This is a genomic window from Enterococcus sp. LJL98 (assembly GCF_054871745.1).
In genome coordinates this window covers 301719-317146 of sequence record NZ_JBTXLU010000001.1, presented here as the reverse complement: position 1 = coordinate 317146, position 15428 = coordinate 301719, and the positions used below count along the sequence as shown (strand labels likewise).

Below are 15428 nucleotides of genomic sequence, written 5' to 3'. Positions count from 1 at the left end.
GTGTTTTATGAAAATCAACCAAAAACTTAAGATTGCACTTATAAACTTTTCGACTTTACTCTTATTCTTGCCTTATGCGACACCCATTTATGCAACAACAACCGAGGATTTTCCTGACAAAATTGAAAAAAATGAGAATGAAACGGAGGTTCTTGTGACTAGCGAAACAGATCCTTCGATGACGCTTGTAGAAAGTGAACCGTCAGTCTCTGTGGAAGAGTCGAGCCTTCCCAATGAAGGAGAAAATAATGAGGAGCTTTTAGAAAGTACTGATTCAGAGATTGAATCGACAGAACTACCATCAAGTGAGACAATGGAGACCACGGAAAGTACAGAGAATACAGAAAGCACAGAAACAAGTACTTCAACTAGCATTTCGACAGAAGAAAGCCAGGAAACATCATTTTCTTCGACGGAAACGGTTACAAGTGACACGATGCAAGAGCCGCCGGAAAATACAGAAACCTCGAAGGAGGCCGTCGACACTTCTCAGGAAAGCACCGAGGAATCAATCGAAGCTGATCGAAACGAATCTACGGTAGTTGAAAGCGATACCAGTTCGTCGGATCTTTCGTCGGGCGTCTCAACTGGTCAGGCGCCTACGCTTGTTTATCCAAGTATTCGACGTCCTCTCGACCGTGAATTAACTGCGCAGACCTTTGTTTCTTCTGATCTAAATGGTTTTGAATTGCCGCTACTGCAAAGTTATACCGATCAACGAGAAGCGGCACTGGTTCTGATGGCTCTGAACTATTTAAATGCTCCATATGAAGAAGGCGCGCAGGGTCCTGAAAAATTTGATAATTTCACTTTCCCACGATTTCTGTATGAAAAAGTTTTCGCGCTTGCAGGGATATCTGATTTTTCTGATTTCACGCAATTAGGAAAACGAGAAGCATTGGCACAGGCAAGGCCTGGAGATTTATTGATTTGGGAAAAGGAGCAACAAATTGGTATTTATCTTGGTCAAGATAAGTTTATAATGGCAGATGATACACTATTGAAAGAGGAACAAGCTCGTCCAACAAAGCAGGCGGTTCCAGGTGTACGAATCTTTACGTTACATCGTGACCAGCCTGCAGAAGATACCGATAACCAAGATTTATTAACTCGTTATGATTTTCTTCGAACACCGGATTTCAGTATCTCAAAGAGAAGTGAGTGGACCTTATCAGCAGAAGCCAATCAAGCAATTGCTCAGTACCCAGCTTCTTTTCATTTTCAAGAAAACGAGCAAACGAACAACTTTATCGCAAGCATCGGGGAAACTGCGAGAGATTTAGGGTTAGAATATGATTTATTTGCCTCCGTATTAATTGCACAAGCGATTTTAGAAAGTGGTGCAGGAACAAGCGGGCTAGCAACAGCTCCTTATTACAATTTGTTTGGAATCAAAGGCAGTTTAGGGAATGCTTCGGTTGTTTTGCCAACTCAAGAAGATAATGGACAAGGAGAGCTCTATCAAATTCAATCTGCTTTTCGGGTCTATCCAGACTATCAAGCTTCTTTGGAAGACTATGTTCACCTGATTCGAAAAGGCATCCTTGGCAATGAAAGCTTTTATCAAGGAGTTTGGCGTTCCTCTGCCAAAAACTATTTAAAAGCTACCGCTGAGTTAACTGGAAAGTATGCGACAGATACTTTTTATTATAATAAGTTAAATTCCATCATTGCAACTTATCAACTTACTCGTTTTGATACGCCTCGAACGAATGTCAGCAATGAAATGCTCACCTTCGCTGAAATCCCAGCAGAGTACCGAGAGAAGATTCGGTTCCCAGAATATAACGGACAAAACTATAATGTGTCTGGCTCTTACGGATCAGACCAATGTACGTGGTATGTCTATAATCGAGTATTTCAATTAGGTGGGAAAGTAGGAGACTACATGGGAAATGGCGCGGACTGGAAAGAAACCGGTATCCGTGAAGGCTATCAAACGTCCAAGACGCCCAGAGCTGGTTATGTGATCAGTTTCAAGCAAGGAGTCGCAGGTTATCATCCAATGTATGGACATGTTGCATTTGTTGAAGCTGTTGGGGAAGAAGGCATCCTCATTTCTGAAGGCGATGCTTCTTATTTAAGTTATCGAGTGATTCCAAATGAAATTGCGCTTTCGAATGGCGTGGGTTATGTGGTACCTAAGTAAAAAATGTTAGTTATTGCAGACATAAAACCTTGAAAAAGAGTATTGTATCTTTTTGACACAATTGATAAGATAGAAGGGTAGAGGATGGTGCAGAACATGAACAAGCGTATACGAAAAAAGAAAGCTTATAAGCAGTACATTCAAGATATATTTACAGGTTATGAGCAGATGTTAAGCAATACTGAATTGAGTGAATTATCATTTCGTTACTTAAAAGAAGAAACTGTGTTAAAGCGTGATGAAAAAAATCAAATCCGTTTTCGAACATACGATCTAGATTAATTGAAAAATGGTTGGTTAGTGGATTCGATTCGAAGAAGCAACCAGCCATTTTTTTAGTAATAAAAAAATAAGAACAAACGGTTAAAGGAGGAGTTTCGATGAGTATGGAGTACACTGAAATTGAGCCAGTGACAGCTGCACATGAAAAGGGCACTTCTTTCAGTGAAATTAAAGAAGTCGCATCAAAAAATATTAACTCGTTATTAAAAGACCTACAAGAATTTGAAGTAGCCATTCGCGAAGAAAACATTCAAGCAATTTATCGGATTTATAATGGCCGACTACATAAGGAATTAAAAGAAACATCCAATCAAAACCATGAAATTGATGAATTGCTTTCGCGGAAATTCCATGAAAGCTTGATAAGTAATTACCCATTTATGAAACAAGTTGAAAAAAAATCCGCTACGGTATATCTCTATCAAATAGATACATATTATCGAGAACGTCCGACGATTCTAATGGACGTTAGTATTCCTGCTCTCTCTATTTTACCAGAAGTACAGACAGAATGGGAAAATCCTCCCCTTTCAATTGGAGAAGACTTGCAGATTCTTGAAGAGAAAATGGACCAAATTGAAGCAAAAAAAATTAATGCAAAGATTGCAATTGAAGAAATCGATCGTCAATTGCAAATCCTAAAAAATGAACGTTTACATATTGAAAACAATAAAGGTTTTTTTAATCGTGGGAAAATCGATGAAGATTTAGAAGAGATTCAAAAGAAACAAGATTTACTGAACAAAGAAAAAGAAAATTGGTTGCCGTACCTCACAGGGGTCACGCAAATCAATCAAGAAAAAGAACAATTAATTGAAGCCTATGAAGCGAAGCGCTTAAAACGAGCGATAATCACCAAAGAATTACGGTTAATCTCGAAGCATTTTGGTTCTTATACGACTCTAGTTGAATCTTTAGAAAGCTTTTTACAAGAATATTTAAAGGGGAAGGGGGAAAAAGGCAATGAATGACTCGAGCATGGCTCCAGGTACAACCCATTTTCAGGAAAATTATGATACGCTGAAAAAAGATTACCAGCAAGAAGTTTTGAATTGGATTAAAGATGCAGAAGCCGAGTTAGCCGACTTGTATTTGAGGAAATCATTATTGGAAGCTGATTTTGAGACCTTGTTAGCAGAATATAAAGCATATATCTTATCAAAAAAAGCCATTTCAACGATTGCAAAAACCAACTTGCTTGAATATTTTTCTTACGACCTTTTACGTCCTTTTCATGAGATTGGTATGGAACAAACCGAACACTACAATACGTGGGAAACTCGTCACTTTTTTGTGGCCTATCAATTAGATGAAACGGATAGACTTGTTTTTCACTTTAAGTTAAAAGTGATTGATGATCGTTTCTTAGTCGATTACTTACCATTGATTACATTAGACATTGAAAAAATGACCGCAACAGTTGAAGAAGAACAAGTACATACATTGATTTCTCTTTGGTATTCGGATAAATTTTTGTCCCGTAGTCAATTGTCTTTATTCAATCAAGATTTAAACGGGCTTTTTATTCATTTCCAGTCACTAGGGTTTACCGTCCTTCCGAGTTTACTTGATAATACCCAACCGCTCGCATTTCATCTAACGAGTCATTTTCCGATGACGGATGCGATTTTAGATCGGATTTTCATTACCGCCATGGAGTCAGAGGATTATGATTTTGATCAATTGACAGACGGCACGTATCGTGTGCAATTGACACAAGGGCAAAACATTGTCATTGAGACTCTAGAGCAGACGACAAAATTATTTGTCGATTCGAATCAAAGACGGCGTTCAATTTTAGACTTTGCAACCAGTTATCCATTTTTAGTCCCACTGTTTGTTCAAGAGAAGTACCACAATGAATGAATTAGCTGAAGCAAAAGCATTTTGGGATGATTTTGCAAAAGAATACACAGATATTCAAGCAGAGTCACAAATCGCATTAGTTGAAGACCTCACTCAATATTTTCAAGAAGCATCCGTTTTCCCGGCAAAAACATTTTTGGATTTAGCTGGTGGGAGTGGGAAGTTTATCCCAACTTTTGAATCACTTGTTGGTAGCTACCATCTTGTTGATTTTTCAAAAGAAATGCTAACTTTGGCACAAAAGCAATATCCTGATTCGGATGTTGTTTTCATCGAAAGTGATCAAAATGCTTTTTTTGCAAAAACACCAGATAAAAGCTACGATGTCGTTTTTTCAGCAATGAATCCCGCACTCACTACAGCTTTTTCATTGAATGAGTTATTGCGTATTACCAAGAAAAGAGCCTATATCTTACGGTTGATTGAGGAGAAAGATGCCCTTTTTTCATCGCTAGAAGAACCAGTCGTGACAAAAGAAGCGATGGAAAATTACAAAAAGTGGCTGAAAAGCCCCTACCAAAGTAAGGTCTTTCGTTATCATATAGAAGAGAGAATTGACAAATCATTTTTTCTTGAGTATTTTGAAGGTGAATTTTCAAAAGAGCAACTCGAACTTCTGATAAAAGAGCGATTCAAAGATGCAGAAACCGTGAAAAACCAACGACGGTTGACGTTTGAACTATTGAGTATCAAAATAGAGGATTGATAAAGGGGTGGGGAATTGAAAATCACACAATTATTAACGAAAAATCAACAAGTTCAATTTACGATTTTTGAATATTTTCTCCACCAGACAACGGAAATTAGTTTAAAAGAACTGGCCCAGTCGACGCACGTTTCGTTGCCAACACTGCAAAAAGAACTGGCGGCGTTACAGCTGGAGTTGGCTTCTTACGAAGAAAACGCGGCTTTGAAAAAAAACGCCAATGATGCCTACCACATGAATTTACCTGCAGACTTTTCAGTAAAAGGCTTTTTGACGCACTATTTACAACAAGGATTAGACTATCAGCTCTTGCAATCTATTTTTTATCAAAAAAATATATCCATCACTAAAATGATGATGGACTTACAGATTAGCGAAGCCTCGATTTTTCGAAGGTTTAAAGGATTAAATCAATTGTTGAAAGAGTTTCGTATTCAAATCAAAAATAAAAGAATTGTTGGTGATGAAAACCAGATTCGATATTTCTTTTTTTATTTTTTTTGGCAGAGTCAATCATTGGAAATGATTCAAAAAAAGATGAATCCTGCAAGGAGTCAGCCCTTAATCCAAATTTTAGAAGTGCATTTTCAGCGAAAATTTAGCCAAGAGGAATATTGGAAACTGGTTCTTTGGTTCGAAATGATGACTCGCCGATTTGACTACCGAGAAGAGCATTCGAAAAGTCTGGCTTCTGATTATCTAGCCCAGTTGGACGATGATGAAACATTTCAAGAATTAAAGAATATTTTAGCTCGTTATTTAAGCCGATTTGCTTATCAATCATTTGATAATGAGGCGGTGTATTTATATTTCTTTTTACTTTCAGAAGGCTACTATTTTCCGCTCCAAGAAGAAACAAAGGTACCTCTGTTAAGGAGTCTGCATCATGCAAATCAAAAAATGATTGACCTGCTTTTAAATGATCATGAACTGTTCCCGCAAACAGAAGCTTTTTTATACGCCTTGCATAGTCGAGTGACGTTTTATCATGGAGACTTTGAAGTCGTCTTTCCTAAATTTCATCGCTTGCTTTCAGATGTATCACCGGAACGATTGAGTCAATGTATGACCGTGATTGAAAATCAATTGACCCGGCACTTAACGAACACTCAATGGCGTCTTTTGGATCGAAACTATGGATTTTTAATGGAACTTTACCAAGAAGAGGAAATCCATAAACAACGAATCGGGATTGCTATAGGTGCGTCGCTACAAACCAAAGGTTATTTGGATTTTTTACAAAGAGAGTTGGGCCTGTTAGCGAATATTGAAATTGAAATGGCAAAGGAAGAAGTTTTGTATCATTTATTAATTATTGACGAATTTACAAATCCGGCAAAATATCAATACGATGCGACACTGATGACGACTCAGATGTGTACAAGGTTTGAAATGAAACGTATTCAAGAACAATTGAACCCACGTGGATTGGAAGAAAGGGAGGACTAGCGGTGCGTGTATTAATTATTGGTGGTTCCCATGGTGGAATTGCGACCGCAAGACATTTGAAAAAGATTAATCCTTCCGTTGAAGTGATCATTATTGAACAGTCAAATGTTTTAGGGTATATCGGCAGCAGCTTGAATTTGTATTTAGAAAATTACGTGCCTAGTCTGGAAGCTTGTCGAACGACAAGTCCCAGTCAGCTACTAACTGAAGGCATCAATGTAATGATCCATTCAAAGGTTACAAAGGTCAATGCAAAGGAAAAAACAATCGTCGTCACCATGCAAGACGATGAAACACGAATTGAAGACACGATCGCCTACGATTATCTGGTTTTGGCAATGGGGTCGAGTCAATATCAGACATCCTTTTCAAAAGAAATGGAAGCGCAAGTGACAAATTTTAAAAGTTTGCCGCAAGCCAAGCAAGCAGCCAAAACCTTGCTTGCTAGTCAAAAAATAGTAATTATCGGTGCGGGTTTGATTGGTTTTGAATTAGCAGAGACCTTAAGCCAATTAAATAAAGAGGTTGTCTTGCTTGACCGAATGAATCGTGGCTTGTTTCGCTATTTCGATGATGAAATTACAGAAATTTTATTAAAAGACTTACCAGCAAATGTCCAGTTGAAATTAAATAGCAATGTACAAAGTATCGAAGTGGACGAGAGAAATCATTTTAAAGGAGTTCGGTTAAACCATGACGACTTTATTGAAGGGGATGCCTTAATTTATGCGATTAACCCACGACCAAACATTGATTTGGTCGCAGACATTGTTGATGTTCGATCAGATGGGACAATTGAAACCAATGAATTCATGCAAACATCTGATCCATTTATTTATGCGGTGGGGGACCTCGTTTCCGTTTACTTCAGTCAATCAAATACACCTAGTTACATCCCGCTTGTTACGAATGCTTATCGAACAGGTATCATTGCCGCAACCAATCTCTTGTTAGATGTGAAAATTCCTTTTCCAACAGTTCAACGAACGATTGCTAGTGAACTTTTTTCTTCTTATTTAGCAAGTACTGGCATTAACGAAGATGAGGCACCTTATTATGGATTAGTCGTTGAATCCGTTTCAAAAACCTACTTTAAATCTGCCTTGTTTGGTTTAGATGAATCTTTTGAATTGACCTTAAAATTCGTTTTTGATCGAAAAACGCATGAAATTCTCGGAGGTCAATTGATTTCCAATCATGAAAAAGCGTTAGAATTGATTAATACGTTGTCAAGTCTCGTGACAAAAAAAACAACCTTGGACGAAATCTTGACGATGGATTTTTATTTTAATCCAAAGTTTTCGAATCCTTTGCACTTCTTTAATGATTTGGCGTTAGAAGGGATTCTGAAAGTAAATCAGGCGAATGTTTAGACGAAATTTTAGGATTTCGTCTTTTTTGTTCTTTTTTTGGATAAAATTAAACTTTTATGAGAAAAAAGATTGATATTTTTCAGAATATAGCATAAACTGTTCGAGAGAATGAGAATCATTCTCAATTGTCAAGAAAGGAGTATTCGATGAAAAAGCGTTACCTCTTCCTTTTGTTACTCGTGTTAACAGGGATTTCGTTATTTGTTGGGGTGCACGGGGTATCGATTCTAGGATTAATTCACGGAGACGATATGCAAAGGATGTTATTTCTTAAGACGAGAATTCCGAGAACGGTTAGTTTGATTCTAGCAGGTGGGATGTTAAGTGTTGGAGGAAAAATCATGCAACACTTAATGCAAAATAAATTTGTTTCAGAAGGAACCATTGGTATGATGGATAGTGCCCGATTAGGCATTCTTTTCGTAATGATTTTTCTTCCGAATAGTTCAATTCTCACTCGTTCCGTAGGGGCCTTTCTTTTTGCTTACGTAGGTGTGTTGTTGTTTTTGAGTTTAAGCAAAATTTTACCTAAAGGAGATCCAATGATCTTACCACTTACAGGTGTCATGTTTGGTAATATTATTGGTGCAATCGCAACTTTTCTTGCATACCAATTCCAACTGGTACAAAATGTGACCTCGTGGTTGCAAGGAAATTTTTCAACGGTGATGGAAGGAAGTTATGAACTCATTTATTTAACCATTCCTGTTTTCATTCTTTTATATATTTTGGGGTATCAAATTACGATTGCTGGCTTAGGATCTGAACTTGCGACAAACCTTGGACTGAATCATCAACGTTTGCAATGGATTGTCTTTGCACTCGTTGCTCTCGGAAGCAGCTCGGTTTTGATTATGGTTGGAAATATCCCATTTCTTGGGGTCGTTGTTCCAAATTTAGTGTCTCTTTTTTATGGTGATCATTTAAAAGACACGCTGGGCGTGACGGCAATCTTCGGAGGGATCTTTCTCTTATTTTGTGACATTTTGGCACGAATTTTGATTGCACCTTATGAAATTCCAGTCAGTGTTGTCGTGGGAATTTTAGGCGGCGCCTTGTTCTTATTCTTGCTCTTAAGGAGGCGGCTTGCATGAAAAAAACCTCTTACCCTTTAAAAATATTCAGCCTTGTTCTCTTGTGTCTCTTTTTCATTGTTTTGTATCTGACGTATCAGACCTACGGAAATTGGAGCTATGCTTTTGCGATTCGTGGTAAAAAAGTCATTGCCTTTGTGTTAGTTGCACTGGCTACCTCAATTAGCACGATTTCATTCCAAACACTAACGAGAAATCAGTTTTTAACGCCGGGTATTTTGGGATTAGATAACTTTTATATTTTGATTCAAACCTTATTATTCTTTTTTGTGGGTGGAATTACCATGCTTTCTCAAGAATCAATTTGGATGTTTTTAATCAATGTCCTATTGATGACCATTTTTAGTGTCATTTTCTTATTGTATTTTATCGAAAAAGCAACTGGAAATTTATTCTTATTGTTAATGGTCGGGATGGTTTCTGGAACCTTGTTTTCAAGCTTAAGTACTTTTTTACAAGTCTTAATGGATCCGAATGAATATGACTTATTACAAGGGCGCTTATTTGCTAGTTTTAGCAATGTAAATAGCAACCACTTAATGATTGCTAGCCTGTTAATTATAGGGGCTACTGTTCATTTATGGCGTATCGGTCCAGAATTAAATATCTTACTGCTAGGAAACGACCCCGCAATCAATTTAGGGATAGACTTACATACATTTCAAAAAACAACCTTAATTAGTATTGTCCTCTTAACCGGGACAGCGACAGCCCTCGTTGGTCCAACAATTTTCTTAGGCTTTATTGTTGCTACAATTAGTTATCGATTGTTTAATACTTATCGTCACCATCAATTATTTTTAGGCAGCTTTTTAGTGAGTGTACTACTGTTAATTAGCGGACAATTTATTGTTGAGCAAGTTTTTAAATGGAATACCACGATTAGCATCGTGATTCAATTTATTGGAGGGATTTTCTTTGTCGGAAAAATTATCTCGGAAAGGAAGCAAACATGATTAAAGCAGAAAATATTTCAAAAAATTATGCCGATAAGAAAATTTTAGAAGCAATTGATGTTGAGTTGCCAAAAGAAAAATTGATTGCTTTTATCGGTCCAAACGGTGCTGGAAAAAGTACATTTCTATCTTTGATTAGTCGTTTGCAAGCACAAACAACCGGAGAAATTTATTTAGATAAAGCAGAAATTCGAAACTGGAAATCAAAAGAGCTGGCAAAAAAACTGGCAATTTTGAAGCAAAGTAACGGCGTACAATTGAATATTTCTGTTTATGATTTAATTTCTTTTGGTCGTTTTCCTTACAATCGAGGGAAGTTAACCGAAGAAGATCATCGAATCGTCGAACAAGCGATTGCACAGATGGAATTAAATGAGTTAAGAGAAGCATCGATTCACGCCTTATCTGGAGGGCAACTGCAGCGTGTTTATATTGCAATGATTTTAGCGCAAGACACGGATTATATTTTATTAGATGAACCACTGAACAATTTAGACTTAAACCATGCCAATCAAATGATGCATCTTCTAAAAAAATTAGTAAAAGAACACAATAAAACGGTTGTCATTGTTTTACATGACATTAATTTTGCAGCAGGATTTGCCGATTATATCGTTGCCATGAAAGATGGGAAGATATTTTCTAAAGGAGAAACGGAAGATGTGATCCAACCAGAAGTTTTAAATCGTCTCTATGGCATGGACGTAAAAATATGTGAAATTGAAGGCAGAAGATTCTGCATGTATTTTCATTAAAAATGGGGGAAGAAAGAAATGAAAAAAATCGTTTTATCAAGTATTATTGCGGCAACACTTACCATCTTTTTGGCAGCATGTGGCACTGGAAATGATCAAAAAGGTTCGTCCACTCAAACAGAAGAAACGACAGTGAATCAAGTCGAAAAAACAGAAGTTGAAATTACTGACAGTAATGGGACACAAACAGTTCCCTACCAGCCAAAAAAAGTAGTCGTTTTTGATAGTAGCGCCCTAGATACGATGCGTGTTTTAGGTGTAAGTGAAACGGTGATTGCGGCACCAACGGATAGTCTACCTGATTATTTGGCTTCTTTTAAAGAAGTAGAATCAGCAGGTGGAATCAAAGAACCAGATTTAGAAAAAATTAACCAAATGCAACCAGACTTAATCATTATTTCTGGTCGTCAAAGAGATTTCCAAGGGGAGTTAGAAAAAATTGCTCCAACGGTCTTTTTAAATCCCGATACGTCAGATACTTGGAATTCCATTCAACATAACGTGAAAACAATCGGACAAATTTTTGGTAAAGAGGCCGAGGCGACAGAAGAGTTAGCTGCAATTGATGAAAAAATCATCGCAACCAGAGAAAAGGCTCAAAGTTTAACGGATAAGGCTTTAGTTATTTTAGTAAATGAAGGAAGTTTGTCAGCTTATGGTGCAGGGTCGCGTTTTTCAATCGTGCATGACACGTTTGGGTTTGCTCAAGCAGATGAAAACATTGAAACTTCTACGCACGGTCAAAGTATTTCTTATGAATACTTAGTTGAAAAAAATCCAGATATTTTGTTTGTCGTAGATCGCACAAAAGCGATTGGTGGCGATGCGACACAAAACAATGTGGCGGATAATGACCTAGTTAAAGAAACAAATGCAGGGAAAAACAATCAAGTTATCGCTTTAGACCCACAAGTTTGGTATTTAGCAGGTTCCGGACTAGAATCACTAAATATCATGCTCGACGATGTAAATCAAGCGTTTAAATAGTAATTCAATCAGGTGAAACAAGGTTAGAAACAACAAAAAGAGGGAGTGACCAAGGTCATTGCCTCTTTTTGTTGTTTCTAACCAAAGGGACTTTTTTAATATAGAGCCTGTATTTATTTTTTTACTTTACCAGATGGAGTACTTGAGGTATAATTACTTTGTCAGGCGGAGTAATAAAGTGAATGGAGGGACCCGGATGATTTCGAGTGACAGTATTCGCGGATATAACGATACGATTCTTTTATCCTTGCTTAACAAAGGGGACTCCTATGGATATGAACTATCCAAAAGAATTCGCGAAGGGACACAAGAAGTCTATGTAATAAAGGAGACAACCTTGTATTCAACTTTTACGCGTTTAGAAAAGCAGGGATTTATTCGCTCCTATCCAGGAAGTGTGACACATGGGAAAAAGCGAACTTATTACGCGATTACTCCCCAGGGGAAAGCGTATTTGAAAGAAAAAGAAGAAGAGTGGTTATTAACGAAAAAAGTAGTCGATTATTTTTTAAAGGAGTGTCAAGGAAATGAAAGTGATTAAAGATTATATTGAAGTTTTATTTCTACAAGTGCCAGTGACAATTGAAACGATTCAAATAAAAGAAGATTTACTTGCATCTGCTGAAGATCATTATTTTGGCTTAGTTGAGGATGGAAAATCAGAAAAAGAAGCGATTGGTATTGTCATTAGCGAATTTGGAACGATTGATGAGATTCTGAATGCCTTGGACTTAGAAAAAGCAACTGCAGAAAACGATCTTGCTGAAGACGATTTTTCACTAGAGCAAGAGGCCCTTTCGATTGATGAGGCCTATCACTATTGGCACGAAGTTCGTCGTTTCTCACTAGGTATTGCAACTGGATTCTTTTTCTTCATTGGTGCGTTTGGATTTATTCCATTAATGGATGGCTTTTTTTATAACGGTTTTATCGCTGGGATGAGTTTAATTATCATGTTTCTCTTTTGGGCCTTGGGTTTTTTATTTGTTGCGATTAATGGGTATCACCTACGAAAGAATATTCGTTCGATAAAAAAACGAACTATTCCATCAATCGTTAGAGAAGAAGCATTTAAACAAGCGGAAAGCTACCGTCGGAGTTATTTAGCTGGAATTTCTGCAAGTGTCATCACCTATATGTTAGCATTTCCGTTAGCAATCTCTCTTTCCAATTTTCTTCCTTATTATGAAATTGATTTACTCGTTTTTGTTGGATTTTTTGCAATGGGAACCTTTTTATTACTCTATGTTTTTATTATCCAAAAAGAATATCGGCGCATGATTCAATTAAATCAACGAGCGCAAAAGAAACAAAGAAAAGCATTTCTTCGCCAGCAAAGAAAAAGGATGGCATCCGATCAAGATCTTTTTTGGGTTATCGTCACCCTTGTTTATTTTATTTTTTCTTTCCTATTTCATAGTTGGTTGTATAGTTGGTTAATTTTTCTTGTGGGTTATGTTGTTCAATCCCTGTTAATCAATCAGACGAAGGAAGGAAGATACAATTGAGAATGAACCCGTCTAATTGAGAATCAAAATCAATTAGACGGGTTTTTGTTTTAACGAAAAGATATTAACAAAATCTTAAGCTAATTGGTTGAATTATCATTTGTATTTAGGTATAGTCTTAATTAGAGATGTTACTCTCAAATAATTATTCTAATTGGAGGATTTATATTATGTCATTAATCGGAAAAGAAATCGTTGAATTCCAAGCAAACGCGTACCACAAAGGTGAGTTTATCGAAGTATCTTCAGAAGATTTCAAAGGAAAATGGAGCGTGGTGTGTTTTTACCCAGCAGACTTCACATTTGTTTGTCCAACTGAATTAGAAGATTTACAAGATCAATATGCAACGTTACAAGAATTAGGGGTGGAAGTTTATTCTGTTTCAACAGATACACATTTCACTCATAAAGCATGGCATGACCATTCAGATGCAATCGGAAAGATTGAATACATTATGATTGGTGACCCTTCTCATGCGATTTCTTTAGGCTTTGATGTTTTAGGAGAAGACGGTCTTGCACAACGAGGAACATTCATTATCGATCCAGAAGGAATCGTTCAAGCAATGGAAATTAATGCAGATGGTATCGGACGTGACGCAAGTACACTGATTGATAAAATCCGTGCAGCACAATATGTCCGCACCCATCCAGGTGAAGTATGTCCTGCAAAATGGAAAGAAGGCGCAGAAACACTAAAACCAAGCCTAGATTTAGTAGGTAAAATTTAAGGGGGATTTTTTTCGATGGCTTTAGATAAAGAAATCAAAGAGCAATTAGCCCAATATTTAGAACTCTTAGAATCTGACGTTGTTTTTCAGGCGAGTCTAAGTTCCGATGAGAACTCTGTTAAAGTAAAAGACTTTTTAGATGAAATTGTGGCAATGTCACCAAGACTATCTATTGAAGAAATTTCTTTAAATCGCAGTCCAAGTTTTAAGATTGCGAAAAAAGGGCAAGAAAGTGGTGTTGAATTTGCAGGCCTTCCTTTAGGACATGAATTTACATCTTTTATCCTTGCACTTTTACAAGTAAGTGGCCGTGCACCAAAAATCGATGAGTCTCTTGTTGCTCAAATTCAAGCGATTCATAAACCCTTGCATTTTGAGACGTATGTCAGCTTGACTTGTCACAATTGTCCAGATGTCGTTCAAGCCTTAAATATAATGGCTGTCTTAAATCCATTAGTTTCTCATGTGATGATTGAAGGCGGGATGTTCCAAGAAGAAGTTGAAGCGAAAAAAATTATGGCCGTTCCAACCGTCTTACTTGATGGAGAAGAATTTGCGAGTGGGCGTTTAACAATTGAACAATTACTGGAAATGATTACCGGGCCTGCGAGTGCCGACGAGTTCAACGACAAGGGTGTTTTTGACGTATTAGTTGTTGGTGGCGGACCTGCCGGTAATAGCGCAGCAATTTATGCTGCACGCAAGGGCATTAAAACAGGGATGGTTGTTGAGACTTATGGCGGACAGGTAATGGACACTGTAGGTATTGAAAATATGATAGGTACGCCTTACACAGAAGGGCCTCAGTTAATGGCTCAAATTGAAGGGCACGCAAAAGAATATGCAATTGATATCATGAAAAATCAACGTGCTAAATCCATTCGAAAAAACGAGTTGATTGAAGTAGAGCTCGAAAATGGTGCGGTACTGAAAACGAAAACCGCGATTCTTTCTGTTGGCGCAAGCTGGAGAAATGTCAATGTACCTGGCGAAGAAGCTTTCCGTACGAAAGGTGTGACTAATTGCCCACATTGTGATGGTCCTTTGTTCACAGGAAAAGATGTTGCCGTTATCGGTGGGGGGAATTCTGGTATTGAAGCAGCGCTAGATCTTGCTGGTTTAGCGAAACATGTCTATGTTTTAGAATTCTTGCCAGAATTGCGCGCAGACCAAGTGTTACAAGATCGTGCAAATGCCTTAGAGAATGTAACGATTATTAAAAATGCCGCAACAACTGAAATTACGGGTACCGATGAAGTCAATGGCATTTCCTATACGGATCGAGAAACAAACGAAGAGAAGCATATTGAATTACAAGGTGTTTTCGTTCAAATCGGTCTAGTGCCAAACACGAAATGGTTAAACGAGACAGAAGTTGAATTAAATCCTCGCGGAGAAATTATTGTCGATGGGCATGGAATGACGAATGTTGAAGGGGTATTTGCTGCAGGAGACTGTACCGATAGCGCCTACAAACAAATCATCATTTCGATGGGAGCCGGAGCCACAGCTGCATTAGGTGCTTTTGATTATTTGATTCGTCAATAATTTTTACATCCGATCAGTTATGAC

At 37.5% G+C, this 15428-nt stretch carries 15 protein-coding genes; all 15 read left to right on the top strand.

Features of this window, described 5'->3' with window-relative positions:
- The first annotated feature begins 7 nt into the window (after nucleotides 1-7).
- The gene (locus tag ACYSNO_RS01465) at nucleotides 8-2149 is read left to right on the top strand and encodes a glucosaminidase domain-containing protein (RefSeq protein ID WP_461729288.1); all 2142 of its coding nucleotides are present in this window, start codon (nucleotides 8-10) and stop codon (nucleotides 2147-2149) included.
- A gap of 96 nt (nucleotides 2150-2245) precedes the next feature.
- Nucleotides 2246-2431, top strand: a complete 186-nt coding sequence (locus tag ACYSNO_RS01460; RefSeq protein ID WP_461729287.1) for a hypothetical protein — start codon at nucleotides 2246-2248, stop codon at nucleotides 2429-2431.
- Nucleotides 2432-2529: 98 nt separating this feature from the next.
- On the top strand, nucleotides 2530-3402 hold the full coding sequence (locus ACYSNO_RS01455; RefSeq protein WP_461729286.1) for a viral A-type inclusion protein: 873 nt from the start codon (nucleotides 2530-2532) through the stop codon (nucleotides 3400-3402).
- Nucleotides 3395-4297 (top strand): hypothetical protein, encoded by a 903-nt coding sequence (locus ACYSNO_RS01450; protein WP_461729285.1) that lies wholly within the window; start codon nucleotides 3395-3397, stop codon nucleotides 4295-4297. The genes ACYSNO_RS01455 and ACYSNO_RS01450 overlap by 8 nt, the downstream gene beginning before the upstream one ends.
- The gene (locus tag ACYSNO_RS01445) at nucleotides 4290-5003 is read left to right on the top strand and encodes a methyltransferase domain-containing protein (protein ID WP_461729284.1); all 714 of its coding nucleotides are present in this window, start codon (nucleotides 4290-4292) and stop codon (nucleotides 5001-5003) included. Before ACYSNO_RS01450 ends, ACYSNO_RS01445 begins: the two co-directional genes overlap by 8 nt.
- A gap of 15 nt (nucleotides 5004-5018) precedes the next feature.
- A complete protein-coding gene (locus ACYSNO_RS01440; protein WP_461729283.1) occupies nucleotides 5019-6452 on the top strand; it encodes a helix-turn-helix domain-containing protein in 1434 nt (477 codons plus the stop codon).
- Nucleotides 6453-6454: 2 nt separating this feature from the next.
- The gene (locus ACYSNO_RS01435; RefSeq protein WP_461729282.1) at nucleotides 6455-7825 is read left to right on the top strand and encodes an FAD-dependent oxidoreductase; all 1371 of its coding nucleotides are present in this window, start codon (nucleotides 6455-6457) and stop codon (nucleotides 7823-7825) included.
- Between the two features lie 146 nt (nucleotides 7826-7971).
- Complete coding sequence (locus ACYSNO_RS01430) at nucleotides 7972-8919, top strand: ABC transporter permease (RefSeq protein ID WP_461729281.1); 948 nt, start codon at nucleotides 7972-7974, stop codon at nucleotides 8917-8919.
- Nucleotides 8916-9875 carry an iron chelate uptake ABC transporter family permease subunit gene (locus ACYSNO_RS01425; protein WP_461729280.1) on the top strand — a complete coding sequence of 320 codons (960 nt, stop codon included), beginning with the start codon at nucleotides 8916-8918 and terminating at the stop codon, nucleotides 9873-9875. Before ACYSNO_RS01430 ends, ACYSNO_RS01425 begins: the two co-directional genes overlap by 4 nt.
- Nucleotides 9872-10630, top strand: a complete 759-nt coding sequence (locus ACYSNO_RS01420; protein ID WP_461729279.1) for an iron ABC transporter ATP-binding protein — start codon at nucleotides 9872-9874, stop codon at nucleotides 10628-10630. The genes ACYSNO_RS01425 and ACYSNO_RS01420 overlap by 4 nt, the downstream gene beginning before the upstream one ends.
- An 18-nt stretch (nucleotides 10631-10648) precedes the next feature.
- Entirely contained in the window at nucleotides 10649-11617 is a 969-nt protein-coding gene (locus ACYSNO_RS01415; protein ID WP_461729278.1) for a siderophore ABC transporter substrate-binding protein, read from the top strand.
- A 196-nt stretch (nucleotides 11618-11813) separates the two neighbouring features.
- On the top strand, nucleotides 11814-12158 hold the full coding sequence (locus ACYSNO_RS01410) for a PadR family transcriptional regulator (protein ID WP_461729277.1): 345 nt from the start codon (nucleotides 11814-11816) through the stop codon (nucleotides 12156-12158).
- The gene (locus tag ACYSNO_RS01405) at nucleotides 12145-13125 is read left to right on the top strand and encodes a permease prefix domain 1-containing protein (protein ID WP_461729276.1); all 981 of its coding nucleotides are present in this window, start codon (nucleotides 12145-12147) and stop codon (nucleotides 13123-13125) included. The genes ACYSNO_RS01410 and ACYSNO_RS01405 overlap by 14 nt, the downstream gene beginning before the upstream one ends.
- A 170-nt stretch (nucleotides 13126-13295) precedes the next feature.
- On the top strand, nucleotides 13296-13856 hold the full coding sequence (gene ahpC, locus ACYSNO_RS01400) for an alkyl hydroperoxide reductase subunit C (protein ID WP_461729275.1): 561 nt from the start codon (nucleotides 13296-13298) through the stop codon (nucleotides 13854-13856).
- Nucleotides 13857-13871: 15 nt separating this feature from the next.
- A complete protein-coding gene (gene ahpF / locus ACYSNO_RS01395; protein WP_461729274.1) occupies nucleotides 13872-15404 on the top strand; it encodes an alkyl hydroperoxide reductase subunit F in 1533 nt (510 codons plus the stop codon).
- Nucleotides 15405-15428 lie beyond the last annotated feature (24 nt).